At 68.6% G+C, this 26,791-nt stretch carries 24 protein-coding genes and 1 tRNA gene; 13 read left to right on the forward strand and 12 right to left on the reverse strand.

Going from position 1 to position 26,791, the window contains the following annotated elements; all coding sequences use genetic code 11:
• Positions 1–26: 26 nt before the first annotated feature.
• Positions 27–2,375, reverse strand: coding sequence for a DEAD/DEAH box helicase (locus tag N2M23_RS03115; RefSeq protein ID WP_265443195.1), 2,349 nt, complete (start codon positions 2,373–2,375; stop codon positions 27–29).
• 107 nt (positions 2,376–2,482) lie between these two features.
• Between N2M23_RS03115 and N2M23_RS03120 the strand changes: the two genes are divergently transcribed.
• The 4 genes from N2M23_RS03120 to N2M23_RS03135 all read left to right on the forward strand — a co-directional run bounded on the left by N2M23_RS03120 (position 2,483) and on the right by N2M23_RS03135 (position 6,007).
• Positions 2,483–2,824, forward strand: a complete 342-nt coding sequence (locus tag N2M23_RS03120) for an STAS domain-containing protein (protein ID WP_265443197.1) — start codon at positions 2,483–2,485, stop codon at positions 2,822–2,824.
• A 58-nt stretch (positions 2,825–2,882) separates the two neighbouring features.
• Entirely contained in the window at positions 2,883–3,584 is a 702-nt protein-coding gene (locus tag N2M23_RS03125) for an AIM24 family protein (protein ID WP_265443198.1), read from the forward strand.
• A 129-nt stretch (positions 3,585–3,713) separates the two neighbouring features.
• Entirely contained in the window at positions 3,714–5,228 is a 1,515-nt protein-coding gene (locus N2M23_RS03130; protein WP_265443200.1) for a DUF7059 domain-containing protein, read from the forward strand.
• 5 nt (positions 5,229–5,233) lie between these two features.
• Positions 5,234–6,007 carry a ceramidase domain-containing protein gene (locus N2M23_RS03135; protein WP_265443201.1) on the forward strand — a complete coding sequence of 258 codons (774 nt, stop codon included), beginning with the start codon at positions 5,234–5,236 and terminating at the stop codon, positions 6,005–6,007.
• Positions 6,008–6,010: 3 nt separating this feature from the next.
• On the opposite strand, the gene N2M23_RS03140 is transcribed toward N2M23_RS03135, so the two are convergent.
• The gene (locus N2M23_RS03140; RefSeq protein WP_265443202.1) at positions 6,011–6,796 is read right to left on the reverse strand and encodes a dioxygenase family protein; all 786 of its coding nucleotides are present in this window, start codon (positions 6,794–6,796) and stop codon (positions 6,011–6,013) included.
• A gap of 166 nt (positions 6,797–6,962) precedes the next feature.
• On the opposite strand from N2M23_RS03140, the gene topA reads away from it, so the two are divergent.
• Positions 6,963–9,782 carry a type I DNA topoisomerase gene (gene topA / locus N2M23_RS03145; protein WP_265443203.1) on the forward strand — a complete coding sequence of 940 codons (2,820 nt, stop codon included), beginning with the start codon at positions 6,963–6,965 and terminating at the stop codon, positions 9,780–9,782.
• 163 nt (positions 9,783–9,945) lie between these two features.
• Positions 9,946–10,647, forward strand: a complete 702-nt coding sequence (locus N2M23_RS03150) for a hypothetical protein (protein WP_265443205.1) — start codon at positions 9,946–9,948, stop codon at positions 10,645–10,647.
• 59 nt (positions 10,648–10,706) lie between these two features.
• Here the strand turns inward: N2M23_RS03150 and N2M23_RS03155 are convergent, their stop codons facing one another.
• Entirely contained in the window at positions 10,707–12,065 is a 1,359-nt protein-coding gene (locus N2M23_RS03155; RefSeq protein WP_265443206.1) for a serine hydrolase domain-containing protein, read from the reverse strand.
• 161 nt (positions 12,066–12,226) lie between these two features.
• On the opposite strand from N2M23_RS03155, the gene N2M23_RS03160 reads away from it, so the two are divergent.
• Genes N2M23_RS03160 through N2M23_RS03170 form a run of 3 tightly spaced genes read left to right on the forward strand, consistent with a single transcriptional unit; the run spans position 12,227 to position 14,878 of the window.
• Positions 12,227–13,093 carry a polysaccharide lyase family protein gene (locus N2M23_RS03160; RefSeq protein ID WP_265443208.1) on the forward strand — a complete coding sequence of 289 codons (867 nt, stop codon included), beginning with the start codon at positions 12,227–12,229 and terminating at the stop codon, positions 13,091–13,093.
• 31 nt (positions 13,094–13,124) lie between these two features.
• A complete protein-coding gene (gene tmk / locus N2M23_RS03165) occupies positions 13,125–13,715 on the forward strand; it encodes a dTMP kinase (RefSeq protein ID WP_341870576.1) in 591 nt (196 codons plus the stop codon).
• On the forward strand, positions 13,712–14,878 hold the full coding sequence (locus N2M23_RS03170) for a DNA polymerase III subunit delta' (RefSeq protein WP_265443210.1): 1,167 nt from the start codon (positions 13,712–13,714) through the stop codon (positions 14,876–14,878). The genes tmk and N2M23_RS03170 overlap by 4 nt, the downstream gene beginning before the upstream one ends.
• 11 nt (positions 14,879–14,889) lie before the next feature.
• Here the strand turns inward: N2M23_RS03170 and N2M23_RS03175 are convergent, their stop codons facing one another.
• Entirely contained in the window at positions 14,890–15,741 is an 852-nt protein-coding gene (locus tag N2M23_RS03175) for a hypothetical protein (protein ID WP_265443211.1), read from the reverse strand.
• A gap of 71 nt (positions 15,742–15,812) precedes the next feature.
• Here N2M23_RS03175 and N2M23_RS03180 point away from each other — a divergent pair, with 71 nt between their 5' ends.
• The 3 genes from N2M23_RS03180 (at position 15,813) to N2M23_RS03190 (ending at position 18,359) form a co-directional block, all read left to right on the forward strand.
• Positions 15,813–17,387 (forward strand): alpha/beta hydrolase, encoded by a 1,575-nt coding sequence (locus N2M23_RS03180; RefSeq protein WP_265443213.1) that lies wholly within the window; start codon positions 15,813–15,815, stop codon positions 17,385–17,387.
• A gap of 39 nt (positions 17,388–17,426) precedes the next feature.
• Positions 17,427–18,185 (forward strand): ZIP family metal transporter, encoded by a 759-nt coding sequence (locus tag N2M23_RS03185; protein ID WP_265443214.1) that lies wholly within the window; start codon positions 17,427–17,429, stop codon positions 18,183–18,185.
• Between the two features lie 100 nt (positions 18,186–18,285).
• Positions 18,286–18,359, forward strand: a tRNA-Thr gene (locus N2M23_RS03190).
• A gap of 69 nt (positions 18,360–18,428) precedes the next feature.
• Here the strand turns inward: N2M23_RS03190 and N2M23_RS03195 are convergent.
• Positions 18,429–18,869: a PIN-like domain-containing protein gene (locus N2M23_RS03195; RefSeq protein WP_265443216.1), complete on the reverse strand. Its 441-nt coding sequence runs from the start codon at positions 18,867–18,869 to the stop codon at positions 18,429–18,431.
• Between the two features lie 2 nt (positions 18,870–18,871).
• The gene (locus N2M23_RS03200) at positions 18,872–19,591 is read right to left on the reverse strand and encodes a DUF433 domain-containing protein (RefSeq protein WP_265443218.1); all 720 of its coding nucleotides are present in this window, start codon (positions 19,589–19,591) and stop codon (positions 18,872–18,874) included.
• 77 nt (positions 19,592–19,668) lie between these two features.
• On the opposite strand from N2M23_RS03200, the gene N2M23_RS03205 reads away from it, so the two are divergent.
• Positions 19,669–20,502, forward strand: a complete 834-nt coding sequence (locus tag N2M23_RS03205; protein WP_265443220.1) for a VOC family protein — start codon at positions 19,669–19,671, stop codon at positions 20,500–20,502.
• Positions 20,503–20,532: 30 nt separating this feature from the next.
• Here N2M23_RS03205 and N2M23_RS03210 read toward each other — a convergent pair whose 3' ends face one another.
• From N2M23_RS03210 to N2M23_RS03235, 6 genes are read right to left on the reverse strand one after another with little or no spacing between them, the layout of a single operon-like run.
• Positions 20,533–21,375 carry a hypothetical protein gene (locus N2M23_RS03210; RefSeq protein WP_265443222.1) on the reverse strand — a complete coding sequence of 281 codons (843 nt, stop codon included), beginning with the start codon at positions 21,373–21,375 and terminating at the stop codon, positions 20,533–20,535.
• Complete coding sequence (locus N2M23_RS03215) at positions 21,359–22,318, reverse strand: ABC transporter ATP-binding protein (protein ID WP_265443224.1); 960 nt, start codon at positions 22,316–22,318, stop codon at positions 21,359–21,361. The genes N2M23_RS03210 and N2M23_RS03215 overlap by 17 nt, the downstream gene beginning before the upstream one ends.
• Positions 22,315–23,427 (reverse strand): homoserine O-acetyltransferase family protein, encoded by a 1,113-nt coding sequence (locus N2M23_RS03220; protein WP_265443226.1) that lies wholly within the window; start codon positions 23,425–23,427, stop codon positions 22,315–22,317. Before N2M23_RS03220 ends, N2M23_RS03215 begins: the two co-directional genes overlap by 4 nt.
• 2 nt (positions 23,428–23,429) lie before the next feature.
• Positions 23,430–25,124: an ATP-binding cassette domain-containing protein gene (locus N2M23_RS03225; protein ID WP_265443228.1), complete on the reverse strand. Its 1,695-nt coding sequence runs from the start codon at positions 25,122–25,124 to the stop codon at positions 23,430–23,432.
• 3 nt (positions 25,125–25,127) lie between these two features.
• Positions 25,128–25,265, reverse strand: a complete 138-nt coding sequence (locus N2M23_RS03230) for a hypothetical protein (RefSeq protein ID WP_265443229.1) — start codon at positions 25,263–25,265, stop codon at positions 25,128–25,130.
• A 28-nt stretch (positions 25,266–25,293) separates the two neighbouring features.
• On the reverse strand, positions 25,294–26,781 hold the full coding sequence (locus N2M23_RS03235) for a radical SAM family RiPP maturation amino acid epimerase (RefSeq protein WP_265443230.1): 1,488 nt from the start codon (positions 26,779–26,781) through the stop codon (positions 25,294–25,296).
• Positions 26,782–26,791 lie beyond the last annotated feature (10 nt).

Below are 26,791 nucleotides of genomic sequence, written 5' to 3' on the forward strand. Positions count from 1 at the left end.
CTCGGGCTGCACTCGATTTGTTCGCGCTAGTCCGCAGCACGGTCGCGCAGGACCCGGTCGAGGACGATGACCGCGGCCGTCTTGTCGAGCGGGTTGTTGCCGTTGCCGCACTTCGGCGACTGCACGCACGAGGGGCAGCCATTCGGGCAACCGCAGGAGGCGATCGCGGTGCGAGTGGCCATCAGCCAGGTTGCCGCCTCGTCATACGCCCGCTCGGCGAAACCAGCACCGCCCGGATAACCGTCATAAACCACGACTGTGGGCAGTTCGGTGTCCGGGTGCAGCGCGGTCGACACGCCGCCAACGTCCCAGCGGTCGGACTGCGCGACCAGCGGCAGCATGCCGATCGACGCGTGCTCCGCCGCGTGCAACGCACCGGGGAGCGCATCCGCGGTCACGCCGACGTTGAGCAGCTCCTCCTCGGCGAGCGTCCACCAGACGCCACGGGTGACCAACTCGCGCTCCGGGAGCTGCAGGGGGTGTTCACCGATGACTTCACCGGACGGCAACATCCGCAGGAATGACGTGACCTGATTGCGCACCCGGATTGTGCCGAAGTGCAAACGGGCTGCACCCCAACGCTTTTCGCGCTCAACCTGCTGTATGTCGAAGGAAGACACCGAGCGAGCGACCGTGGACCAGCCGGGGTCACCCACCACCACGTGCGCGGTCGTGGCCGCAAGATCGAGCTCGGTGACCACGTGTGAGCGGCCTTGGTGCAGGTAGACGGCTCCGGTGTGCACCGCGGCGTGTGAGCGGGCGGCGTCGACGGTGCCGAGCACACGCGCGGTGCGCGTTTCGACGATGCGGATGTCGTCGTCACTGCCGCCGCGTAGCGAGAAGTGATCGGCCGGGCGATCGTCGCGCGCCCAGAACCACCCCTTGGGCCGACGACGCAACACTGTGCCGGATACCAGTGAATCCAGCACAGGCCGAAGAGTTTTGCCGAAGTAAACCGAGTCCGCCTCGGTGACTGGCAGCTCGTGGGCCGCCGCGGCCACATGTGGCGCGAGCACGAAGGGGTTCGCCGGATCGATCGTCGCCGTCTCGATCGCCCGGTCGAAGATTGCCTCCGGGTGGTGCACCAGGAAGGTGTCGAGCGGGTCGTCGGCGGCGACCAGCACCACCAAGGAGGTGCGCCCGCTGCGCCCTGCCCGGCCGGCCTGCTGCCACAGCGATGCGTGCGTGCCCGGCCAGCCCGCGAGCAGCACGGCGTCCAGTCCGCTGACATCGATGCCGAGCTCGAGCGCAGACGTGGCGGCAAGGCCGCGCAAAACCCCTGTGCGCAGGTCATTTTCGAGCTCGCGCCGCTCCTCCGGCAGATAGCCGCCCCGATATGCCGCCACTGAGCCCGGGGAGTCCGCGCCGTCATACCGCAGACTCGCGCGGACCATCTCGGCGACGACCTCCACCCCGACGCGGGACCGCGCGAAGGTGAGTGTCTGCACCCCGTGCCGGATCAGGGCACCCATCAGGTCGGCAGACTCGGCGACGGCGCTGCGTCGCGAATCATCGCTGGCACCAGTGGCATTGCCGCCTGGTTTGCCTCCGGGCTCCCAGAGGGCGAAGGTCATCGGCGCCCGTGGGGACCCGTCTTCGGTCACCTCCGTGACCGGCAGACCGGTGAGTTCTTCGGCGTGCAGACCCGGTGAGGCGATGGTGGCGGACGCCAGCACGAAGGTCGGCTCCGCGCCATACCGACGGGCGATGCGGCGCAGCCGACGGAGCACCCCGGCGACATGAGAGCCGAAAACCCCTTTGTAGACGTGACATTCGTCGATGACGACGTAACGCAGTGCGCGAAAGAATGACGCCCACCGCTCGTGACCGGGTAGCAGGGTTTGGTGGAGCAGGTCGGGGTTAGTCAGCAGCAGGGCCGCGTGGTCGCGGATCCAGCGGCGCTCGTCGGTGGGAGTGTCGCCGTCCAGCACCGCTGCTCGCACATCGGGCACTGCAAACGACCGGATGCGCGCCTCCTGATCTGCGGCCAGTGCCTTGGTCGGCGCCAGGTAGATCGCAGTGGCACCTCTGCCGGTCGGCGCGCTCGCGCCGTCGGCGACGGCCGAGAGCGTCGGCAGCAGATATCCCAGGCTCTTCCCGGACGCGGTGCCGGTGCTGACGACCACGTGGTGACCAGCCCACGCCATGTCGGCCACCGCACGCTGGTGGGACCAGAGCTCATCGATGCCGGCGCCGCGGATCGCGGCGGCCACCTGCGGGTTGACCCAGTCCGGCCAACCCGCAGTGCGCGGAGCACGCCCCGCCAACTCGCGCACGTGCAGCAACCGGCCCGTGCCGACACCGTCGAGCGCGGCGAGGGCGGCGTTCGCGTCGAAGGTGCCGGCGGCAGCGGCGTCGGGCAGGACTTGGCTCATCGTGGTCACCACGGTAAGTCCGGTCTGCGACAAGTTGCGGACGTGGGGCGCTTCGGATGAAAGACTGCCCCGCGACCCGACGCACCCCACCCCGAAAGGTCTACCCCGTGACCGACCTCGACATCACCGGCAGCGACGAGGGCGACTTCACCGTCATTCGCCTCGTCGGTGACGTGGACGTCTCCGCCGCCGCACGCTTGCGCGACGGGCTGAGTCGGCTGATCACCGAGCCGGACGAGAAGGTGCTGGTCGACCTCTCCGAGGTGCCGTTCCTGGACTCGACCGGCCTCGGAGTGCTCGTCGCCAGGTTGAAGCAATTGCGGCAGGGCGGCGGCGACCTCGGACTGGTCGTGCCGTCCGAACGCCTCATGCGCAATCTGCGGATTACCGGCCTGGACCGGGTGTTCAACGTCTACGGCAGCGTGCGCGAGGCCGTCGCCGGAGGCTGAGCCCCGTCATACGGCGCCCGGGTGGAACTTACCGCGGTCCCCGAGCGTCGGTCAGAGCATGCAGAGCACCCTGTTCGACCAGAAGAATCTCGAAGTCCAGACCACCAACCGTTTCGCGCTGCAGAACCCGCAGCTGCTGCGGGTTCACCTGGGCGGTGACGTGCTCGCCACCAAGGGCGCGATGGTCGCCTACCAGGGCAACATCACCTTCAACCACGAAGGCGCCGGATCAGTCGGCAAGTTCATGAAGAAGGTGCTGACCAGCGAGGACGTGCCGCTCATGCGTGTCGCGGGTGAGGGCGACGTGTTCTTCGCCAGCGAGGCTGGTTACGTCTTCCTGGTCGACCTGCAGGGCGACGCAATCAGCCTGAACGGCCGCAACCTGCTGGCCTTCGACTCGAACGTCACGTGGGACATCCGCCGCACGGGTGGCGCCGGCATGATGTCCGGCGGCCTGTTCAACGTGTTCCTGCAGGGGCAGGGCACGGTCGCGATGCACGCCGTCGGCCAGCCGGTCATCCTCGACTGCTCGCAGCAGCCGACGTATGTCGACGTGCAGGCCTGCGTGGCATGGTCGGCCAATCTGACCCCGCAGGTCGTCAACAGCATGAACATGAAGTCGATGCTGCGCGGCGGCTCGGGCGAAGCGTTCCAGTACGCCTTCCACGGCCCGGGTTTCGTGGTCGTCCAGCCGAGTGAGTGGACCCCGGTCGCGGGCGGCGGCCAGGGCGGTGGCGGTCTCGGCGGCCTGTTCAACTGACCGATCCTTCTCGCCGACAGGCTCACTTACCACCGGCAGGCTCACTTATTTGCCCGTTTGAACGGCCGGGTAAGTGAGCCTCTGGGCGATAAGTGGGCCTTTCGGCGAGGGTGGCGCCAAGATGTGCGTATGCCGCTCACAATCCCACCCGCTCCGCCGCCGCCGCTGACCGACGACCCGGCCGCGCTGCGCCGGGCGCTTGTCGCGGGGGGATTCACCACCGACGGCATCGCCGATCTGCTCGGGCCGTTACCCTCGGCGGCGTTGCACCGTGAGCAGCGTTTGCCCGCGGATCTGGTGACGCGAGAGACGGATTCGCCGGTCGCGACCCTGGTGCGGTTGTTCGCACTGGGGCTGCCGGTGACGGTCCGGCAGCTCGACCGTGCTCTGGCCGGCTGGGACACCCGCAGGCTCGCGGCCGCCGGCCTGGTGCGGGTCGACGGGTCGCGGGTGACGGCGGCATACGACCTGCGTCCGTATGGCGATGAGCGGCACGAGTGGTGGGTGGCCTCGGATCTGTCGGAGGTCATGACGGGGCAGCCGTTGCCGATCGACCACGTGCTCGGCATCGGTGGCGCCTCGACCACGCTCGCCTCGTGGACTCCGCGCCGTCAGGTCGGCCGTGCGCTCGACCTCGGGACCGGGTGCGGTGTGCAGTCGCTGCACCTGCAGAGCCATGCTGAGCAGATCGTCGCCACCGACACCTCGCGGCGCGCGCTGGAGATCGCCGGCTGGAACGCAGCGCTCAACGGCGACACCTGGGAGCTGCGCCGCGGGGACCTCTTCGCGCCGGTGCGCGGCGAACGCTTCGAGCTGATCGTCAGCAACCCGCCGTTCGTCATCACCCCGCGGGCGGCGGGCGTGCCGACCTATGAGTATCGCGACGGCGGCCGCGTCGGTCACGAGATCGTGCGGTCGCTGATCGAGCAGCTGCCCGACCACCTCGAACCCGGCGGCGTCGCGCAGCTACTCGCCAACTGGGAGGTGCCGACCGGCGGCGACTGGCGCCAGGTGGTGGGCGACTGGTTCACCGGCACCGGCCTCGACGCGTGGGTGGTGCAACGTGACACCCAGGACCCCGCCGAGTATGCCGAGCTCTGGGCCGGTGATGGCGGACACCGCACGGGCGCAACGGGTTTCGAGGAGATGTATGCCGCCTGGCTCGCGGACTTCAAGAGTCGCGACATCGGCAACATCGGTTTCGGCGTGATCACCGTGCAACGGCCCGGGACGGCGCGCGAGCCGTGGCTGGACCTGGTCGAGATCACCGGTCCCGTGCAGAGCCCCATGGGTCCGACCATCGACGCCGGTCTGCGGGCACGCACGTGGCTCGCCGAAGTCGGTGACGAGGGGCTGCTTGACGCACGGCTGCGCGTCGCGGACGACGTGACGGAGGAGCGTCACGGCCGCCCCGGCGCCGATGACCCGAGCGTGATCGTGGTCCGGCAGGGCGGCGGCCTGCGCCGGGCCTTCCAGGTCGGTACGGCCGTTGCCGCCTACCTCTCGGTGGCCGACGGCGAACTCAGTGTCCGGCAGGCCTTGGAGGCGATCGCCACTCTGCTCGAGGTGGCGCCGGACGCGCTGATCGCCGATGCATTGCCGGTGCTGCGCGACCTGGTCGCCGACGGACTGCTGGTGCGCTGAGGCCGATGCAAACGCCCGGCGATCGGTGGCCGCTCGCTGCTGCCGCGGTCACGGCTGTCGTCTCGGTCGGTCTGCTCGCCGCTGCCGTCGCGGGCGGCTGGCTCGGCGCGGACATCGGCGCCGGCAGCGGCTTTTGCGAGGCGGCCCGCGACTCGCTCGTGCGGCAGCCCGCGAACACCTGGAGCAACCTCGGATTCGTCGTCGCCGGGTTGGTGATCGCCGCCCGCGCCGCGGCTCCGGGTCGGCCACCGACCTGGCTGGCGACCGGATTTGCTTGTCTCGTGGTGCTTCTCGGCCCTGGCAGTGCCGCGATGCACGCGACGCAGACCGCGGCCGGAGGCAGGCTCGACGTGCTCAGCATGTTCCTCGTCGCGAGTTTCGCTGCGTCATACATGGTGATGCGGGTGGTGCGCGGCGGCGCGACGGTCTTCGTGGCGTGCTTCGTCGCCGGGCTGGTGCTGTGCGAGATCGCCGAACGCGTCCCGGGTGAGGTGCCGCTCTTCATGACCTGGGCGAACGTCGCCTTCGGCGGTCTGCTGCTCGCCGCCGCAGTTGGCGAGTTGGCGCTGCACCACAGGCAGGGACCGCGCACCGACCTGCGGTGGGGCGTCGCCGCATTGGCAGCGCTGGCAACGGCATTCGCGGTCTGGAGTATGGCGAAGGACGGCGGCCCGCTCTGCCGCCCGCATTCGCTGCTGCAGGGGCACGCCTTGTGGCACCTGATGTGCGCGGTCGCCGCCTGGTGTCTCTACCGGCTGTGGGCGAGCGAGCGGGTGTGACCCTCAGGCGGCGTCGAGCTGCCAGCTGCGCTTGGACAACCCGTGCCAGAAGCCGTCGATCGCGGTGTGGGAGTGCGTGCCGTCGCTCGCGGCCGCGCCGAGTGCGACATACAGCGGCGCCCAGTGCTCGGTGCGCGGGTGGGCCAGCTGCGCCGCCGGCGCGGTGCTGCCGAAGTCGAGCAGCGCGTCGAGGTCACCGCGCTCCATCGTCTCGGCGGCCCACTGGTCGAACTCGGTCATCGCCGGCGACGGCTCCGCAGCAGAGTCCTGCTGCATCATCGACAGGTTGTGGGTGGTGAAGCCCGACCCGACGATCAGCGTCCCGCTGTCCCGCAGCGGTGCGAGCTTGCGGCCCAACTCGTAGAGCTCGGTGGGCTCCAGCGTCGGCATCGACAGTTGCAGCACCGGGATGTCGGCATCGGGGTACATCTCGACCAGCGGCACGTAGGCGCCGTGGTCCAGACCGCGCTGCTGGTCGCGCAGCACCGACCGGCCAGGGGAGGCGAGCAGTTTCGATACGTCATCGGCGAGCTCGGGCGCGGCCGGCGCGTCATAGCGCACGTCGTAGTACTTGCTCGGGAAGCCCCAGAAGTCGTAGACGAGCGGCGCCCCGGTCGTGGAGCTCACCGCGATCGGCGCCGACTCCCAGTGTGCCGACACCATCAGGATGCACTCGGGTCGCGGGATCTGCCCGCTCCATTCGGCCAGTTGCGCGGTCCACTCGGCATCGTCGGCGAGCGGCGGCGCGCCGTGGCTGAGGAACAGCACGGGCAACTGGTCGGTGGTCATGACTCCATCATCCGGCAAACAAGTTAAATATTCAACTATTTCATTCCGTATGGCGAAACCGACCTCCGGGCACAGCGGCGCAGCCCGCGTGCTTAGACTGCACGCCGTTCGCACGTATCGGCAGCGACGAATCCGCTGCACGTCGGGCAGGAAGTGAGAAGAACCCATGGCGCGCAAACTTGTCATCGTCGAGTCGCCCAACAAGGTCAAGAACATCGCCGGCTATCTCGGCGACGACTATGTGGTCGACGCGAGCGTCGGCCACATCCGCGACCTGCCCAACCCTTCCGAGCTTCCGGCGGACATGAAGAAGGGTCCGTACGGCAAGTTCGCGATCAATGTCGACGACGGCTTCGACGCCTATTACGTCGTCGCGCCGGACAAGAAGAAGAAGGTCGCCGAGCTCAAGCGATTGCTCAAGGACAGCGACGAGCTCTACCTGGCCACCGATGAGGACCGCGAGGGCGAGGCCATCGCGTGGCACCTGCTTGAGGTGCTCAAGCCCAAGGTGCCGGTCAAGCGGATGGTCTTCCACGAGATCACCAAGGAAGCGATCCAGCGCGCGGTCAACAACACTCGCGACCTCGACCAGCAGATGGTCGACGCGCAGGAGACCCGCCGGGTGCTCGACCGCCTCTATGGCTATGAGGTCAGCCCGGTGCTGTGGCGCAAGGTGCGGCGCGGCCTGTCCGCCGGCCGCGTCCAGTCGGTGACCACCCGCATGGTCGTCGAGCGTGAGCGGGAGCGTATGGCGTTCCGCGCCGCTTCCTACTGGGACGTCGAGGGCGAGTTCGCCCCGCAGGGCAGCGCCGGCGAGGCGTTCACCGCCAAGCTCTCCGCGCTCGACGCGCGACGCGTCGCCACCGGGCGTGACTTCGACGACCGCGGAAACCTCAAGAGTGACAACGTTTTTCACCTGAACGAACAGCAGGCGACCTCGGTCGCGACCGCCGTCGCCGCGGCGACCGCGACGGTCAGCTCCGTGCAGGAGAAGCCCTACACGCGGCGGCCGAGTGCGCCCTTCACCACGAGCACGCTGCAGCAGGAGGCCGGCCGCAAGCTGCGGATGAGCAGCAAGGCCGCGATGGGAGTCGCGCAGCGGCTCTACGAGAACGGCTACATCACCTACATGCGCACCGACTCGATCACCTTGTCGGACTCGGCGATCAACGCCGCGCGCACCCAGGCCCGTGACCTGTATGGCGCTGAATACGTCCCGGACCAGCCGCGTCGCTACCAGGGCAAGGTGAAGAACGCCCAGGAAGCGCACGAGGCGATCCGTCCCGCGGGCGATTCCTTCCGCACCCCGGCACAGGTCGCGGGGGCGCTGCGCGGTGATGAGTTCGCGCTCTACGAGCTGATCTGGAAGCGCACCGTCGCCTCGCAGATGGCGGACGCACGCGGGAGCACCGCGACCGTCAAACTCGCTGTGCCGGTTGCGGATTCGGGTGTCGCACAGTCGGCGGAGTTCACGGCCAGTGGCACCGTCATCACCTTCCGCGGGTTCCTCGCGGCATACGAAGAAGGCCGCGACGTCGAGCGCAACGCCAGCAATGACGATGCCGAGCGCCGACTGCCCAAGCTCAGCGAGGGTGCCCTGGCCGACGTGCTGCGTGCAGAGGCGGACGGCCACCAGACCAGCCCGCCGCCGCGTTACACCGAGGCGACTTTGGTCAAGGCGATGGAGGAGATGGGCATCGGCCGCCCGTCGACCTACGCCGCGACCGTCGGCACCATCCAGGACCGCGGCTACGTCGGCAAGCGCGGCAACGCGCTGGTGCCGACCTGGACGGCGTTTGCGGTGACCCGGCTGCTGGAGGAGCACTTCCCGTCGCTGGTCGATTACGACTTCACCGCATCGATGGAAGAGGGGCTGGACCGCATCGCCCGCGGCGACGAGGGCCGGGTTGCCTGGCTGACCCGCTTCTATTTCGGTGACGAGGACAGCAAGGGCCGCGTCGGCCTGCCCGACGTCGGTCCGACGGCCGCCGAGGGTCTGCAGGAGATGGTCGAGCACCTGCCCGACATCGACGCCCGGGCGATCTCGACCATCGACATCGGCGACGGCATCGTCGTACGCGTCGGCCGTTACGGCCCGTATGTCGAGGAGGTCGTCCCGGCGGGGGTCGACGCCGCGACCGGCGAGGTCACCGCCGCCGAGGCACCGAAGGACCCGCGGCGCGCCACGATCACCGACGACATCGCGCCGGACGAGATGACGCCGGCCAAGGCGCGGGAGTTGCTCGAGGCTGCCGAGGACGACGGCCGCGTGCTCGGCCAGGACCCGGTCACCGGTCACGACATCATCGCCAAGGCAGGCCGATACGGGCCGTATGTCACCGAGGTGCTGCCCGAGCCCCCGGCGCCCGCGGACGGCGAGAAACCCAAGCGCACCAAGAAGAACGCCGGGCCGAAGCCGCGCACGGCCAGTCTCTTCAAGGACATGGACCTGGCAACGATCGACATCGACACCGCGCTGAGGCTGCTCAGCCTGCCGCGCGTGGTCGGCACCGTCACCGAGGGTGAGGGCGAGGAGGCCAAGGCCGTCGACATCACCGCGCAGAACGGCCGCTACGGCCCCTACCTGAAGAAGGGCACCGACTCGCGCTCGCTGACCACCGAGCAGCAACTCTTCGACATCACCCTCGAGGAGGCGCTGAAGATCTACGCCGAGCCCAAGCGCCGTGGCCGGGCCGCGCAGCCGCCGCTGAAGGAGCTCGGCAACGACCCGGTTTCGCAGAAGCCGGTGGTCGTCAAGGACGGCCGGTTCGGGCCTTACGTCACCGACGGCGAGACCAACGCGACGCTGCGCCGCGGCGACGATCCTGCCTCGATCACCCCCGAGCGCGGCTTCGAGCTGCTTGCCGAGAAGCGAGCCAAGGGTCCGACGACCCGCAAGCGGACCGCGAAGAAGACGACCAAGAAGGCAGCGAAGAAGACGGCCAAGAAGGCGCCGGCCAAGAAGAGCGCAGCCAAGAAGAGCTGATCCTCAGATTCGCTGACGGCCCCTGCAGTTTGACTGCGGGGGCCGTCACCGGTTTGATGCCAGCCGCCGAAGCGTTCGGGCCCCGTCCGGGGGAAGGAACCGACGCTCCTCCTGCGTCGTCACACGCAGGAATCATCCCTGAGGCACTTTTGGAGGAGAAGCCATGTCTCGCACCACCGTTCGTCGCGGCGCAGCCGCCGCCCTGGCCGTCGCCGGAGCATTCACCCTGGCCGCCTGCAACAACTCGGAATCCGCGAGCGTGACCACGCCTCCGGCGACCAGCAGCAGTGCGGCACCGAGCACGACCACCGAGACCACTCCGTCGACCACGCAGGCTCCGTCGACCACGGAGACGACCACCGAGAGTTCGCCGGCGACCAGCGACACCGCGTCGAGCGAGGCGTCCGGCGGGGCCAGCACCCCGGTCAGCGGCCCGACCGAGGTCAGCGACCCGGACGGCAAGTTCAAGATCGGCGAGCCCGCGGTCATCAAGGACGACGACGACACCTACCGGCTGACGCCGACCTCGCTGGAGGTTGCGCCCGACTCGGCCTACAACGAGACCCGCCGCAAGAAGGCCGACGGCACGCTCTATTACCTGAAGTTCGACGTCACAGCGATCAAGACCAACTCGACGTTCTTCGGCACCAACTCGGTCAACGGCCTGTTCTTCCACCCGACCGTGCCGGACTCGGTGAAGGGCGCCAAGCGGCTCTACGGCGACACCGATGCCTGCAGCAGCGAGTCCAAGGAGCTGAAGGCCGGCGAAAGCGGCAGCAGCTGCTACATCTACCAGATCCCCGGCGCGACAATCAGCAGCGTCACCTACAACGACTACGACCACAACATCGTCTGGAGCAAGTGACGTCCTGACGTATGACGAAGACCCCGGCACCGAGCGGTGCCGGGGTCTTTGCTGCTCGGTCAGGGGGTGGGCTCGCCGAACGACAGCGGCTCACGCGTGAATCTGTAGGTGGCCCAGTTCAATTGCCGGATCGACCCATCCTCCCGACGCCGTATGACGAGACGTTCGCCGCGCTCGCGGCCGCTCACCGTGCGGTAGGTGTCGTCGCCCTCGCGCTCGAAAACCGATGGCGGCTGGGCCGAGCTCTGCTGCGCGAGACGGGCCGTCAACTTACCGTCGGCAACGGCGAACGTGAATTCGACTCCCTCGGAAAACCATTGTCCGAGAAGTGGTTTCAGCTCCTGTGGTGTCGTGGTGCCCGGCCGCCAGGGTTCGACCGGTGCCGGATCGTGGGTGAGCAGGTGGTCGCCCAGCGTGATCGCGGTGCCTGCGGGGTCTTTCGCGCCGGTGTTGTTCATCAGGACGGCACCGGTGGTGCCTGACTCCGGCTCGGAGAAGAACCCGGTGATGCCGCCCGGCAGTCCACCGGTGTGCCCGAACCACACGTGGTCGCCCCGTCGTACCAGCTGAAAACCCAAGCCCCAGGCCTGATTCCAGCCCTCGTCGACCACGATCTGCGGCTGCCGCATCTCCTCGATCGTGTCTGCCGAGAGGACCGACTCGTCGGGGTCCAGCAGGAAACCGTGCCAGCGCACCATGTCTGCCAGCGTGCTGCAGAGCGAACCGGCGGAAGCGACCGCGCCCTTCTCGAGCGGCGGCTCCACGACCGGCACATCGGTGAACGGCGGGACGTAGTAGAGCCCGGCAAACGGTGCCGACCGCTGCAACGCGGTGCGGCGCAGCCCGAGCGGTTCGAGCAACCGGCGGCGTAGCGAGTCGGCCCAGTCGTCGCCGTCGAGCCGGGCGATGATCTCGCCGAGCAGGCCGTAGCAGAGGTTGCTGTAGTGCCACCGGTTGTGCGGGCGCAGGATGCGTTCGGCGGCGTTCCAGCCCTCGATCAGGCCGTCGCGGTCCGGGAACTGCAGGGTGTCCCAGACGTCGCCGACCGGTTCGCGCTGCATGCCGCTGGTGTGCGAAAGCAGCTCGCGGACGGTGACCTGCGGATGTGTCGTGCCCGGCACCAGCTGGTCGACGGTGTCGTCGAGGGTCAGCTTGCCCTCGTCCCGCAGCTGCATGGTCAGCACCGCGGTGAACGTCTTGGTGTTGGACGCGACCAGGAACTGCGTGTCGTCGCCGAGGGGCACGGCCGGATCGTCGAGGTCCGCGCGACCGACGCCCTCCGACCAGAGCAGCGAACCGTGCCGGCCGACGCCCGCGACCAGGGCCGGAGTCCGGCTGTCGCGCTGGGCGGTCCGTGCGATGCGGGAAAGCGATCGGATGGTCTGCTCGGTCGGTGCCGACGCGATCTCGGAGCTCATAGCACGCAAACCTAATCGGCGCCGCCGGAAGCGGTCCCACTGCGTCATACGTCACATCCGTCACCCGTGCGTCATGTCGGCGTCGCCTCGCGGACGCCTGCGTGGGTGACGATCGGCGGAATCAGCCCCGATGGGTCCGGGACAACGGTGAGGAGTGCGTCATGGCGTTGGCACCGCACGGCTCCTCCGTGCCCGCTGTCGAGGAGCCCCGGCCGCTGCGCGCGGTCGGTGATGTCGGCAGTGTGCGGCTCACCTGGCGTGAGGTGCCGGGCGCCAGCGGCTACCGGGTGCACGGCGTCGCCACCCCCGGATCCGGCACCTGGAGGCCGGACGACCGCAATCTGCTGACCACGCACGCGCAGCCGCGCTTCGTGCACGACGGGCTCGGGCCACTCGCGGCGAACTGGTCGTATGCCGTCGTGCCGGTGCTGGACCACCCGACGGAGCCGCTCGGCACGGTGACGGCGTCCACGCGCACCTCGGTGACGGTCACCGGCGACCCGGTCGCAACCGTCGGCTCGTTTGACGGGAGCGGGCTCGAGCTTGCCCTGGCGCCAACGGGTTTCGTGCACTACCGATCGACCTTCCCGCGGGACGTCGACTTCCGTTACGGCTACGACCGGGCCGACGTCACCTGGAGCTACCTGCAGCCGGGCCCGGACGACGCCTGGGCGGGGCGGCGGGGTCACCGGTTCCGGTTGCGGTTCGACCTGGACCAGGTGCCGGACGACGATCTCGACTTCGCGCTCTGGCTCGTCGACCGGCACGCGACCCGGGCCGGCTCGGCGACGGTCGTGGTCAACGGCGGTGCCGAGCACACGATCTTCTTCGACGACCCGGTGACCGGTGATCGCATCGCCGCCGCCGAGGCGTCGGTCGCGGTGCCGGGACTCGGCGGCGGCCCGGCATACATCGAACGACCGGTGGACCGGGCCACGCTGCAGGTCGGCGAGAACACCATCGACGTCGTCAAGGACCACGGGTCCTGGATCGCGTATGACGCGGTCGGGGTGTTCGCGCGGCGCTGAGCTGTCGGGCGCCTCGCATAGGCTGGCGCCCGTGTTCATAGCGTTCGAGGGCGGCGACGGCGCGGGCAAGACGACCCAGATCCAATTGCTGCGGGACCGCCTGGTCGCGGCCGGCCGGGAGGTCGTGCTGACTCGTGAGCCTGGCGGCACTCCGCTCGGGCAGCAGATCCGCGAGGTGCTGCTGCACGGCGACCACGTCGCGCCGCGTGCCGAGGCGCTGCTCTTCGCCGCCGACCGCGCTCACCACGTCGCGACCGTCGTCCGGCCTGCACTGGAGCGTGGCGCGACCGTGCTGCAGGACCGCTACATGGACTCCTCGATCGCCTACCAAGGGGCCGGCCGCGAGCTCGATCCGGCTGAGATCAAAGGACTTTCACTGTGGGCGACCGAGGAGTTGCTGCCGGACCTGACCGTGCTGCTCGATGTCACGCCGGAGCTCGGCCGCGCCCGCCGCGGCGAGGTGCACGACCGGCTCGAGCAGGAGGCCGACGACTTCCACGCCCGCGTGCGCGAGCACTATCTGGCGCTCGCGGCGGACGATCCCGGTCGCTACCTGGTGGTCGACGCGGGCCTGCCCGCGCAGGAGATCGCCGCCCGCGTTGCCAAGGAGGTGCAGCTGTGACCACCCCGACCGCTCCCGGTGGTGTATGGCGGGACGTCGTCGGCCAGGAGGATGCCGTGGCGACCCTCACCGCCGCCGTCGCCGACCCGGCCCGCATGACCCACGCCTGGCTACTCACCGGACCGCCCGGCTCCGGACGCTCAATGGCGGCAAGGTCTTTCGCGGCAGCCCTGGAGTGTCCGCGCGGTGGCTGCGGGGAATGCCACGAGTGCCACACGGTGCTCGACGGCAGCCACGCCGACGTGACCGTGATGGCGACCGAGGGGCTGTCGATCCAGGTCAAGGACGCCCGCGCTCTCGCCGAGTTGGCGCAAAGCCGGCCCGCGGTCGGCCCGTGGCGAGTGATCATCATCGAGGACGCCGACCGGCTCACCGAGCGGGCGGCCGACGCATTGCTGAAGGCGCTGGAGGAGCCGGTGCCGCGCACGGTCTGGCTGCTCTGCGCGCCGTCCCTGGAGGACGTGATCGTCACCATCCGGTCGCGCTCGCGGCACGTGCGGCTGCGCACGCCGTCGGTCGAGGCGGTCGCGGCGCTGCTCGTCCGGCGCGACGGCATCGAGGAGCGGCTTGCGTCATACGCGGCGAGGGCGGCGCAGTCTCACGTCGGTCTGGCTCGGCGGCTCGCGACCGACGACGCGGCCCGCCAGCGTCGCCGCAGCACGGTGCTGCTGGCCGGACGCATCCACACGCTGGGCGACGCGATGTCGGCGGCTGCCGAGCTCGCCTCGCTCGCCGGCGAGGAGTCGAGCGCGTCCGGCGCGGAGCGGGACGCCGCCGAGAAGGCCAAGCTGATGGAGCAGTTGGGTGCCGACCCGACCGCACGCACCCAGCCGCCGCACGTGCGCTCCCAGCTGTCGGCGCTGGAGAAGGAGCAGAAGACGCGCGCCACCCGCTTCGGTCGCGACGTGATCGACCGATCGCTGGTCGATCTGCTGTCGTTCTACCGGGACGCGCTGGTGGTGCGCGCGGGCAACGCGGTGCCACTGATCAACGCCGACCTGGCAGCCGAGGTCGAGCAGCTGGCCCGTGCCCGGACCAGTGAGCAGTTGCTGACCTCGATGGACACCATCGGCACGGCCCGCGAACGCATCGAGGCAAACGTGCCACCGTTGCTCGCGCTGGAGGCAATGGCGATCGGGCTGCGGGCTCCGGCCGGGCGGTGACCGGCGGCGGTTCAGCCGCCGATACGGGTCAGTTTGTAGTGCAGACGGACGGCCGGGACCGACCGGAAACGCAGGTCGTGGTCGGTGCGGAGAGTGCCTTCGTCATCGACATACACCCGGAAGGTCTCGTGGATCGGCGCCCGGGCCGCGTGGTTTCGCCCGCCGATGCGCACGACCACATAAGCACCGTCAGTCCCGAATCGCCCTACCGGAGAAGTCAATCGGAGCGCTCCGCCGGCCTCGACCGTGGGTCGGAGGAAGACCTGCACGTTTCCCTCTTCGAGCGGGAACGCCACGTGCACGCTCGGCCGGCTGGCGCCCGGCAGTCCGCGCACCGAGTAGCAACCGCTGTAGACGTAGTCGCCGCTCGAACGCAGCGTTCGTAACCAGCCCGCCGCGACCTGCCTGCCGGTTGCGTCCACGATCGGGGCGACCGTGCTGTCCATGCCGTGCGCAACATCCAGTGGGCGGGTCGGTATGGCGAGTTGCTGCACCCGGCGGCCGAAGAGCGCGGCAACCGCAGCGCCACCGGGTTGCAGCAGCGGATTCCACTGCGTCCAGACCTCCATCCGCCAGGCGGAGGTGTGCTCGTAGAACCCACGTACGTCCGGGTGCAGCGCCGCAGCCGAAAACCCTGCGCCGTCCAGCGCGCTCAGATCGGCGAGCAGGCCTGCATCCGGCCGGCGCTCGACCCTGCCGCCCAGTGCGGTCGCCGCGGTCGCGAGCCAGTCGTCGCCGACCCGGGAGCTCCGGCTGGTCGGCGACGCGAGCCAGGCGTGTTCGGCGGTCAGGTCCACCGGGCGGCCGGCCGCTCGCCAGAACAGCCGGGTGCTGCGGTCGAGAATCCTTCCCGGTGACGGCATGACGCACAGTTTGTCAGCCGCCCCTCGTGGCTGTGGCCGATGACCCGAATCCATGACGTAGCGTGCACTCCATGCGACGACTGGCCACGACCGGCGCGGCGGGTGCCGCCGCAATCGCGCTCGCGCTGGCGGGGTGCAGCAGTGGATCGAGCGGCGGCACGGCCGGTTCGAGCAGCAAGTCCTCCGCCGGGTCGTCGTCTGCCGCGACCGGCCCCTCCGCGACCGACTCGCCGGCTGCAACACCGGCGTCGCTCGCGAAGTTCTACGACCAGAAGCTCGACTGGAAGGACTGCGGGTCGGTCGAGTGTGCGAAATTGACTGTCCCGGTTGATTATTCCAAGCCTGACGGTGCGACCGTGCAGTTGGCGGTCGACAAGGTGAAGGCGACGGGCGACCGCAAGGGCGCGCTGGTGGTCAACCCGGGCGGGCCGGGAGCTTCCGGTTACGACTACGCGGCCTACGCCGCCGATGGGTATGTCGTCAACAAGAAGGTGCTCTCGTCATACGACGTGGTGGGCTTCGATCCGCGCGGAGTGCAGCGGTCGGCGCCGATCACCTGCGTCGACGACAAGGCACTGGACGGTTTCATCGGCTCCGATCCGACCCCGGACGATGCCGCCGAGCAACAGCAGGCGGCGACGTCCAATCGTGACTTCGGCAAGGCCTGCCAGGCCAAAGGCGGCCCGCTGGTCGGCCACGTGTCGACGGTCGAGGTGGCCAAGGACGTCGACGTGCTGCGGGCGGCGCTCGGCGAGGACAAACTCAACTACCTCGGCAAGTCCTACGGCACGTTCATCGGGTCGACGTATGCCGGGCTCTTCCCCAAGCGGGTCGGTCGATTTGTGCTGGACGGCGTGGTGCCGCCGGACATCACCAGCACCGAGATGAACCTCGGCCAGGCCAAGGGTTTCGAGCAGGCGACCCAGTCCTACGTGCGTGATTGTGTGGCCCGGGGCGGGTGCCCGCTGGGTGACAGCCTGGACGCGGGTATGACGCGAATCCGTAAGTTCCTGAAGGATATTGACGCCAAGCCGATCCCGGTGAGCGGCAATGACGACGTCACCCAGCTCACCGAGGGGTGGGCGACCATCGGCATCGCGCAGGCGATGTACGACAAGGGCTCCTGGCCGGGGCTGACCGAGGCGCTGCAGCAGGCGTTCGGGGGCAAGGGCGACAAGCTGATGTCATTGGCCAACAGCTACGCCGAGCGCAGCCCGAACGGCAGTTACTCCGGCAACATCATGCAGGCGATCAACGCGGTCAACTGCCTCGACCGGTCGGCGCCGTCCGACCTCGCGAGCTATCGGCAGGACGCGGCCACGTTCGCCAAGCAGGCGCCGACCTGGGGGCCGATGCTCGCGTGGGGTTCGTTGGTGTGCGGCCAGTGGCCGATCAAGGCGACCGGCAAACCCGAGCGCATCACCGCTGCGGGTTCGGACCCGATCCTGGTCGTCGGCACCACGCGGGACCCGGCCACGCCATACGAATGGTCGAAGCGACTGGCCGACCAGCTGCAGAATGGCCACCTGCTGACGTATGACGGGGACGGCCACACCGCCTACCTGATGGGTTCATCGTGCGTCGACGACGCGGTCGACAGGTATCTGCTCGACGGCACCGTGCCGCCTGCGAACAAGGCCTGCTGAGCCGCACGCGGTTGTCCCACGACGGTAGCGTCACCTGACATGGCGAATGTTGCGAATGCGGCCCTGCTGACGGCGTTCCCCGTCGGGGCCGCCGCGCTCGGCGCAGTGATTGCGGCCGTTCGGCGACCGAGCGGCGTGGTCATGAGCGCGGTCCAGCACTTCGCAGCCGGCGTGGTCCTCGCCGCCGTGGTGGGCGAGATCCTTCCGGACCTGGACGCCGAAGCGCAGTGGTCGTGGGCGGTTGCCGGCTTCACGCTCGGAGTGGCAGTGGTGCTCGCGCTCGCCGCCTGGGGACGCCGGCTGGATGCCCGAGGCAAGGACACTGAAGGCTTCGATACCCCGGCCAGGGCGGCGCAGTCGGCGTTGCCCATCGGGCTCATGGTCACGGTCGCCATCGACCTGCTCATCGACGGAGCTCTCGTGGGTCTTGCCGCGACCCTGAGCTCGACCCAGGCGATGATCCTCGTCGGCGCACTCACCCTCGAAGTGCTCTTCCTCGCCCTCTCCGTGCAGGGCGAACTCGTCCAGGCCGGGATGACCCGCTGGCGTGCCGCGGGGGCGAGTGGCGGCCTCGGCCTGCTCACCGCGGTGGGTGCCCTGACGGCTGCGATCGCCCTTGGCGACGCCGGGCCGAAGCCCATCGCAGCGACCCTCGGCTTCGGAGCTGCCGCGCTGGTCTACCTGGCCGTCGAGGAGTTGCTGGTCGAAGCCCACGAGGAGTCCGAGACGACGGTCCTGACGGCAACGTTCTTCCTGGGCCTGATCACCGTCTACGGCCTCACCATCGTCGGGGGCTGAGCGCTGCGCCCTCGTGGTGAGCCGTCCCCGCAGACCGATTCGGCGGGAGCGCTCCTTGCTGCGTATACTCGTCGCGGCCTGCGGCAGCGCCCCAGGCCAGGCCGCCTTAGCTCAGTCGGCTAGAGCGATTCACTCGTAATGAATAGGTCGTCGGTTCGATTCCGACAGGCGGCTCAGATCATGCCCTCGACGTATGTCGGGGGCATTTCTGCTGGTCAGGTGCGATTTCGGTCAGGACTTCAGTCAGGTCGGTCCATCGGGCTCGCGCAGCAGGAGAGGTCGAATACCTGATGGGCTCATCGCCAGCGCCCATGGCCCAGCCCCGCGCTTGGTGATCTCTCGCAGCAGTCGTGCCTCGTGCCGCAGAAACAACTCGACATGCTGCGGGGGACTCATGTCCTGCTTCGCCCCTAGCCAAACCGAGCGAATGCCGTGCTCCCAATAGGCGCGCAATTCAACCGGCCGCGTGCGGATGCGACGGTCCCGCGACAGCACCACGAAGCCTCGTGAGCCGACCACCGGCATCCAGTCCAGGTCGGCAGTCCCGCGGGGGATCTCGGGCACAGCCTCGTGACCAGGGTGAAGCACGTCCTGGCGGCCAGCCCGGCATAAGAGTTTGCCCATCCCGAGCAGGTTCTCGTCGGCGAAGTACACGACCGACGACGCGGCCGAGACCCTTGCCATGCTCAGGCAGCGCGCAGGCTACCGGCGGAGATGAGCTCGAACCTGATGGCCTGGTCGATCTGCTCGGGAGACAAGTCGTACAGCTCAGCCAGATCCTCCCGGCTGGTCCCGGCCCGGTAGTCCTCGGCCAAGGATTCCGTGCGCACGCTACGTACCGCGGGCTGACCGAACGATCGCAGCGGGTCCATCAGCACATCAGGAGTGCGCAGTTGCGGCGACAGGGACTGCGCGACATTGTCCTCGTAGTGCACGATCGAGCTGAACCGCTGCGCGGCAAGGCTGAGCGTCAATTGGCCGCTCCGCACAACGACCAATTGCAAGCCCCGGTCCAGGCCCACCTCCTGCTGCACTACCTGGACCAGCTCGCGGCCCTCGACGTCCAAGAACGGGCGGGCGCGGGCCAGCGGGTAGCGCCCGAACTGCTGGCGTAGTTTTTCGATCGCCGGCCGCATTCGTACCATCGGGATCCGACGATCGCGGAACTCCGCGAGCATGCGCGCCTCGACCATCTCGCCCCAGGTGACGGCATCGGAGCCGGTGGGTTCCTCGCGAAGCACCGGTTCGTAGAAACGGCCCTTTCGCTCATATCCCTCGAGCCACCGGAGAGCGGTGCCAGCGTGCAGCCCTGCGAGCCGGTCTACATCGCCGTACGAGTAGATCGCGCGGTCTAGGAGAGAGTGCGGCGGCATGCCGACATCATGGCACCAGCGAGCAACAGCCATCACAAGGTTTGCCTCGTAATCGTGGGCCGATGATGATGAGGACAGCTCCTGACCGCTGCCAGGCGGACGATCGAGGCATGACTACGACAGAGCACACCTACCCAGCAGGCGTTCCCGCGTGGATCGACACCGAGCAGCCGGACGTCGACGCCGCCCTCGACTTCTACGGTGGGCTGTTCGGCTGGACGTTCGAGGAGCGTCCCACCGGCGGTGACGACCGCTATTTGATCGCCCGGCTCGACGGCGCGGATGTCGCCGGCGTCGGGAGCGCACTCACCGACGGAGCACCGCGCTGGCACGTCTACGTGGCGACCGATGACGCCGCTGCGTCACTCGACAACGCGGTCGCTGCTGGCGCCACCGTCGGGCATCGGCCGGTACAGATCGGTCCCGCCGGCACCTGGGCCGAGTTCGTCGATCCGCAAGGCGCCGCGCTGCGGCTGTGGCAGGCCGGTCGCCGCCTCGGTGCCCAGGCGGTCAACGTCCCGGGAGCCTGGAACTTCAACGACCTGCGCACCGACGACCAGAAGTCCGCAATCGATTGGTATTCCTCGCTGTTCGGCTGGGAGGGCATGCCCGGCGATGACCCGGCCACCATGCTCCGCCGACCCGGGTATGGCGAGCACCTCGCGGCGACCACCTATCCGGACATCTACGAGGTGCAGAAGCACGCGCCCGAGGGTTTCGCCGACGCGATCGGCTGGGTCGGACCGCGCAAGGGCGCGGAACCGACACGCTGGGCGACGACCTTCGCGGTCGCCGACCGCGACGCCACTGCGGCACGTGCCGCGGAGTTGGGCGCGACGGTGCTGGACAGTCACGACACCGAATGGACGAAGGTGGCCGACCTGCGCGACCCCCACGGTGCCCTGCTGACGGTCAGTCAGTTCAGCCCGACGAGCGAGTGGTGACGCGGGCTTCGCCGGGCCGAGAAGCCGCACTCAGACCGACCGCAGGACGCCCTCGTAGCCGAAACGGTGCGTCATGATCCAGATGCTGGCACCGCAAATCAGGACGGTCAGGCCGGCCGTCAGCCCGAGCACGACAGTGGTGCCCCAGCCCAGCCCGGAGACCGACACCACTGCGATCAGCATGATGAGCCCGGGAAGGGTTGCGATCGTGCCGACGAGGTTTCCCGTGCCGCTGACCATTCCCTGCTGGGCCGGCTGAGTGAGGGTCGGGGAGGAGAAGCCGAGCGCTATCGAGAGGAAGCCTCCGGAGGCGGCGACCAACAACGGCATCGCGACCAGCAACGTCGCATAACCCGGTGACAACTGGGTGTGCGCATCGGCAAGCGAGTCGAGCACGAGGAGCAGAACCGTCACCGTCACTGTGGCCGCAACCCACAGCAAAGCTGTCCCGCAAGCCACCAGCACGATGACCGCGGTTGCCAACTGGCGAGGCCGAAACCCTTGTGCCAGAAGCATTTCGAACGTCCCGGTTGCCGACTCCGAACCCACGACCGACTGCACCATCCGTCCTGTGCCGATGGTGACCGCCAGCACCAGCAGCGCGGGCGCCATCATCAGCGCCAGCTGCATCGGCAACCCGTCCGCCGTCGTCCCGTATGGCCCGCCCGACGGGAATGACGGCACGTTCTCGCGGGGCGCGTTGAAGGTCACCACGCCGATGACGACGGCCATCGCGATCATCCCGATCGGATAGGCGAAGATCGACGCGAAACCTTCGGTGCGGGCACGCCACAGCATCGCGCCGGCCAACTGTTGCCAGCCCGGTTCGCCCGATGCAGTGGCGCCTGGGTCCGATTCAGTCGAGGTGTGCACCGTTGGCCTCCAGTTCGTGATCAGAGAAGCTCAGCAGTAGCTCGGTGAGGCCGTCCCGGACCGGCGCGACCAGGTAGACCGAATGTCCCGCCCCGACCAGCCCCGCCACCAATTTCGCGATGTCATCGGGACCTTCGGCATACACCTCGAACGAATGCCGCTCGACGTGCCGCAGGCGGTAACCCTCCGCCTGCACCCAGTCGGCGGCTTGCGGCGACGCTCGCACGCGCAACCAGGAGCGATGTAGCGCGTGCTCCCCGGTGATCTCCGCGAGGCTCTCGTGCACCACGATTCGGCCGTCGCGGATGGCGACCACATCGGCTCGTAACCCGGAGAGCTCGGCGAGTTCGTGGGAGCTGATGATGACGACCCGGCCGTCGTCTGCGAGCCGGGTCAGATCGGAGCGGACCCGGTCCGCGGTCACCGCGTCGACACCGGTCAACGGCTCATCGAGCAACAACACGGCGGGGTCGCCGACCAGCGCTTTCGCGATCGCCACCCGTTGGGTCTGTCCCCGAGACAAGGAACGCGTCAGGGTGTCGGCCAGGCCGTGCAGGTCGAGGCGGTCGAGCACCCGGCGCACCGCCGCGTCGCGCGAGCGCTCTGGGACGCCGATGACCCGCGACCAGAACTCCAGGTCTTGTGTGACGGTGAGTTGTGGCGACAGTGCCGGACGGTGGCCGACGTACCCGATGCTGGCTCGCGACCTGCCCTGCCGCACTTCGACCTCGCCGGACCAGAGCGGCAGGACACCGGCTATCGCCCGGAACAATGTCGTCTTGCCCGACCCGTTCGGTCCGACGAGTAGATGTATGCCGGGGCCGAGCCGTAGATCGACCTGATGCAACTTGGCGACGTCGTCATAACCGGTGATCGCCTGGCGCACGATCACCTCGGGTTCGGTCGCGCGGACCGCATCAACGCCGGCGCCGGTGGCACTCATCGGTCGCACCCGTCCCGCTCACTGCGCACCGCGTGCAGGAAGTCGCGGACCGGTCCGGAGAGCTCGGCGAGGTCGTACATGAACGCACCGTGTCCCGTCGGGTTGTCGATCACCAGAAATCGCGAGTGCACTCCGGCCACCCGCGCGGCTTCGTGCACTTGGCGACACTCCTCAACCGGATAGCGCCAGTCGTTCTCGTAGGCGACCACGAGAAGGCGAGCCGACACCGGACCGAATGCGGCAGCGAGATCGCCATGGCCGGTCCGCAGATCGAAGTCGTCAACTGTGCGAGTCAGCGACACAAGTGACCGCGCATCGATCCCGCGGCCGCTGCGCTCGACGACCTGTGCAACGAAAACCTCTGAGGCATAGCATGTTTCGCCGTCCCACACGCCGCGCTGGCGACCGAACTTCTGCTCGAACGTCGCTCGACTCATCCACAGCGGTATGGCGGCGGCGAGGGAACGCCCCACGCCTTCGGTCGGCGGATCGTCCGGTGGGTAGTCGCCGTTGCGCCACTTCGGGTCCGAGGTGATCATCTGGCGGAGGACCGAGAACAACGCAATCGAGTGCGCAGAAGTCGCAGCTGTGACCGCGATGGGTATGACGCTGCGCACGCGGTCTCCACCGAGCAGAGCCCACCCCAGCGCCTGCTGTCCGCCGAAGCATCCGCCGATCACCGCGTGCACCGAGCAGATGTCGAGCGCGTCGAGCGCGGCCAGGCAACTCCGGACGATGTCGTGGACGGTCACCCGCGGCCACCGGCTGCCGTATGGCGCGCCGTCGGACGGGTGCGGCGTGGAGGGCCCGGTGGTCCCGCCGGACCCGAGAGCGTCGAAGGCGATGACGCACCAGTGGTCGGTGTCGATCATCCGCCCCGGACCGATAGCGGCTTCCCACCAGCCGGCCGTGTCGTCCTCATCGTGGGCGGCGGCATGCGCCCCCTTCGTCAAGGAGTGGCAGACCACGACCAGGTTGTCCCGCTCGGGTGTGAGCGCGCCCCATGACTCGTAGCCGACGGCCACGTCGTCGAGCACCGATCCGTCGTCGACGGTGAGCGGCGCGGGGAGGGCAACCGAGCCCCTCGCATTGAGTGCCGTCGTCTGCACGCTCACTCCTTTCCCAGGAGCACCGGCGCGGCAGCGATATCGGTGGCCAACCGGCCGTGCTGCACCCGGTGGAGGCGTGCGTCCGAGGGCCAACAGTGCCGGTCGTGCGTGATGACGACGACTGTGCGCCGGCGTGACTCCTGGACCAGGGCCGCACGTAGGTGCTCAGCGCTCTGGGGATCGGCAGCGCTCAGCGGTTCGTCGACCACGAGCACGGGGGAGGGGTCGATCAACGCGCGCGCCAGCGCCAGCCGTTGTCGCTCGCCGCCGGACAGCGCTGCTTCGGGCCCGATCGGGTAGGTGAGGGCCGACGCACGTCCGCCGAGCCGAGCGAGCAGATCCACCCGGCCGAGCGCGTCCAGCAAAGAGTCGTCGTCGTACACCCCGAGCAGGTCCAGATTGCGACGAACGTCGCCGCGCAACAGGTAAGGCTGCTGCGGCAGCATCGTCGCCACTTCCCGGACTCGACAGTCGGCAATTGGATTGCCATCCCAGAAGATCCGTCCTTCGAGTGGCGGTGTCAGGCCGCAGATCCCGAGCGCCAGTGTCGACTTTCCCGAGCCGTTGTCACCGACGACCACGTGCAGGGATCGGGGTGCCAACCTCCAGGCATCGACCCGCACCTGCGGACTGTCGCCACGGCCGAAGGCCGTGCCCTGCAGCCGTAGGGCTCGGGCGTCGTCCGGCCGTGTCGCGCCCGACGGGACGAGGCTTGCAACGGGCGGGCGGGTGCGTCGCACCAGGGCACTTACCCGTTCGAGCATGACGGTCGATGCGGCCCAACTGGGCATGAACGACAGCAGTTCCTGCATCGGGCTCAACAGACGCACCTGTAGTCCCGCCACCACGACGATGGATCCAACGGTGACCGGCCACCATGACATCGCCGTCAGCCAGTAGAGGAGCGGGACGATCGCGGCCATCGTGGCACCGACGCCGCCTTGCAGGACGGTGCCGAGCAGACGTTCCCGGTATGACGCGGCCGCCAACTGCTCGGAGGTGCCGGCGAATTCCCGGCGCCCGGTTCGCACCCAACCGTGCGAGCGAAGCAGCACTGCGCCATTCCAGGACAGGGTTTCGGTGGAGCGACCCATCAGGGTCTCGGTTTCGACCTGCATCTGCCGCGCGAGGTGTCGCCGGACGCTCACCGTCCGATGAGAGGCAACGGCGACCCCGGCACTGAACACGATCGCGAGTAAGGCGAGGCGGACGTCGACCCACAACATCGCGAGGATCGAACCGGTCAGTTGCACACTCGCCCCGAGACCGGCGCGGATGACGAGTGTCAGCGCCGATCCGACGCCTTGGATGTCACTGATCAGACGGGTGTTGATCTCGTCGGTCGACCGGCTTGCGACTGCCGACAGCGGGGCGGCCGACAGGTCGTCATACACCATCATCCGTAGCTCGTGCAGGACGTCCTGCACCGTCGAGTTCACCAGGATCGACACCGCCACGCCGCACCCGTAGACGGCCAGGGCGCACGCCACCATGCCCAGGCAGTCCCTTGTCGCCGCCGCCCGATCCCCGGCGAGCAGCGCGTTGTCGATCAGATCCCGCAGCAGCAGCGCCGGTATGACGCTCAGCGCGATCTGCCCCACGACCAGCAGGACAACGACGGCAATCCGTCGGCGACGCGTCCGTAACAGCGGTGTGACGTGCCGCCAGGGGTTTGCCGTCTTCGTGCCGGCGTCCATGTCTCAGCCGGTGACGAGCCGAATTACCACAACCAAGACCACGACGGCGAGCACGACGACGAGCCAGCCCTGCCAGGTCTGCGGCCGAATGCCGACACCGACTCGTTTGGAGCCGAACCACGGCTTGTTCTGCTGGGTCATACCGGTACCTCTCCTTGCACTCGATGGGTCAGTCACGGGCCGGTTGCCGGCGCCCTAGCTGCACCGGGGTCGGCTTGCGCATCACGTCCTCGAACGAACGGGGCGGCGGCTCCTCGTCCAGCAGGCCGTGGTCAAAAATCTTGCCGAGCAGGGCATACGTGTGGGCAAGCGGAACGTCGGCCTCGCGCCGTCGGGCCCCGGCGATGTGTTCCGCATTGAGCGACCCGTCGGCGATGAGGTCGAGCAAGCCGGCGCAGTCCGGCTCTACCCGGACGGACTCACGCAGCCCGCGCGCCTCGAACACGAGCGAGTCGTCCTCGCTGAACAGGCTGATGTCCCGCCGGACTCGGATCGGCGTGTCACGCTCGAGGAAGGGGTGCACCGAACGATCGATCATGCGCCGAAGGGCCCGCTCGAACTCCTCGGCGGTGTCGAAATGTTCCTCGTCCAGCACCCAGTAGCCAAGTGGCCAGCGTTTCGAGGTGTTGCACGGGGTGATGAGACGGACCCGTCGATCGACCATGTTGATCAGGAAACCGGTCACGCACGCGATCGTGGAGCTTTCCGCCTCGTCCACCAGTTCTCCAGCTCGCTTCTCCGCGAAATTCAGCGCGCGGCCAGATCGAGACTTCAACTGGTCTGACTCCTTGTTCTGCGGAACGAACTCGACGCGCAGAACTTCCTCGGGAGTGAACTCTTCATGAAGTCGTCGCAAATGATTGAGCGCGATGATCGAGAACCGGTCGACCGCGATACCCATCTCTGCCGACCGCTCCAGCAGGGCGCGCGTGCGGGGAAGGTCTTTCGGGCCCTGCGCCGTGGTGGTCTGCGGCGCGTATTTGAGAATGTCGAAGAAATCCTCACGGAAGGCTTCGTAATCCGGATTGTCCAGCGGATCCGTTGCCCAGTAGAGGAAGCCCTGGGTCGCGGCCGTCCCGAAGACGTTGTGCAGTGCAGTCAAGCAGCCCCGCCAGAGCGCCGCGTTCTGCGCGGTGTAGGAAAAGCCCTCGTCATACTTCGGTGCAGCGACGCCGCAGAACCAGCACCCGACTGTGCAACCCTTGCTCAGCTCCACCGCGAACGGAGCGTGGACGATCGCCGATGACCGGCCGGTCCCCAGCTCGCCGCAGGCGCGGTTCAGCTGGCGCTGCCGCCACTTGGCGAGCCCAGGTGAGGCGGCGAAACCCGCCTGCCGGACGGCCTCGCGGAAGTTCAACTTCTCGGCGACGAACGCCCAGTGGCGTCGTACGGCGGGGGGCACCTGCTCCGGATCGACCGCGAGCAACTCGCGTGCCCGCCGGGCCTGGTCGGGATCCACGAGAGGGGCGACGTCGGCCGGTGCCAGATCGACCCCGAGCGAGGCCAGTGCACCCTCAGGGTTGGCCTGGTAACCGTCCCGGAACGCCGGATCCATGGTGAACACTTCCAGCACGCGTTTGACCTGAGCCACTTGTGACTTGTACTCCGCGGGCACCGACTCGAGGTCCCCCAGAAGCGCGTAGGTCTTGTCTGCCATTTCATTCCCC

Origin of the sequence: Flexivirga meconopsidis, assembly GCF_026162425.1 — a bacterium.
In the GTDB taxonomy this organism is placed as follows: Bacteria; Actinomycetota; Actinomycetes; order Actinomycetales; family Dermatophilaceae; genus Flexivirga; species Flexivirga meconopsidis.

Excerpts from the sequence above, each read along its gene's own strand:
- N2M23_RS03115 (WP_265443195.1), bottom strand. The coding sequence starts at position 2,375 with ATGAGCCAAGTCCTGCCCGACGCCGCTGCCGCCGGCACCTTCGACGCG.
- N2M23_RS03125 (WP_265443198.1), top strand. The coding sequence starts at position 2,883 with ATGCAGAGCACCCTGTTCGACCAGAAGAATCTCGAAGTCCAGACCACC.
- N2M23_RS03130 (WP_265443200.1), top strand. The coding sequence starts at position 3,714 with ATGCCGCTCACAATCCCACCCGCTCCGCCGCCGCCGCTGACCGACGAC.
- N2M23_RS03135 (WP_265443201.1), top strand. The coding sequence starts at position 5,234 with ATGCAAACGCCCGGCGATCGGTGGCCGCTCGCTGCTGCCGCGGTCACG.
- N2M23_RS03140 (WP_265443202.1), bottom strand. The coding sequence starts at position 6,796 with ATGACCACCGACCAGTTGCCCGTGCTGTTCCTCAGCCACGGCGCGCCG.
- topA (WP_265443203.1), top strand. The coding sequence starts at position 6,963 with ATGGCGCGCAAACTTGTCATCGTCGAGTCGCCCAACAAGGTCAAGAAC.
- N2M23_RS03150 (WP_265443205.1), top strand. The coding sequence starts at position 9,946 with ATGTCTCGCACCACCGTTCGTCGCGGCGCAGCCGCCGCCCTGGCCGTC.
- N2M23_RS03155 (WP_265443206.1), bottom strand. The coding sequence starts at position 12,065 with ATGAGCTCCGAGATCGCGTCGGCACCGACCGAGCAGACCATCCGATCG.
- N2M23_RS03160 (WP_265443208.1), top strand. The coding sequence starts at position 12,227 with ATGGCGTTGGCACCGCACGGCTCCTCCGTGCCCGCTGTCGAGGAGCCC.
- N2M23_RS03175 (WP_265443211.1), bottom strand. The coding sequence starts at position 15,741 with ATGCCGTCACCGGGAAGGATTCTCGACCGCAGCACCCGGCTGTTCTGG.
- N2M23_RS03180 (WP_265443213.1), top strand. The coding sequence starts at position 15,813 with ATGCGACGACTGGCCACGACCGGCGCGGCGGGTGCCGCCGCAATCGCG.
- N2M23_RS03185 (WP_265443214.1), top strand. The coding sequence starts at position 17,427 with ATGGCGAATGTTGCGAATGCGGCCCTGCTGACGGCGTTCCCCGTCGGG.
- N2M23_RS03195 (WP_265443216.1), bottom strand. The coding sequence starts at position 18,869 with ATGGCAAGGGTCTCGGCCGCGTCGTCGGTCGTGTACTTCGCCGACGAG.
- N2M23_RS03200 (WP_265443218.1), bottom strand. The coding sequence starts at position 19,591 with ATGGCTGTTGCTCGCTGGTGCCATGATGTCGGCATGCCGCCGCACTCT.
- N2M23_RS03205 (WP_265443220.1), top strand. The coding sequence starts at position 19,669 with ATGACTACGACAGAGCACACCTACCCAGCAGGCGTTCCCGCGTGGATC.
- N2M23_RS03215 (WP_265443224.1), bottom strand. The coding sequence starts at position 22,318 with ATGAGTGCCACCGGCGCCGGCGTTGATGCGGTCCGCGCGACCGAACCC.
- N2M23_RS03225 (WP_265443228.1), bottom strand. The coding sequence starts at position 25,124 with ATGGACGCCGGCACGAAGACGGCAAACCCCTGGCGGCACGTCACACCG.
- N2M23_RS03230 (WP_265443229.1), bottom strand. The coding sequence starts at position 25,265 with ATGACCCAGCAGAACAAGCCGTGGTTCGGCTCCAAACGAGTCGGTGTC.
- N2M23_RS03235 (WP_265443230.1), bottom strand. The coding sequence starts at position 26,781 with ATGGCAGACAAGACCTACGCGCTTCTGGGGGACCTCGAGTCGGTGCCC.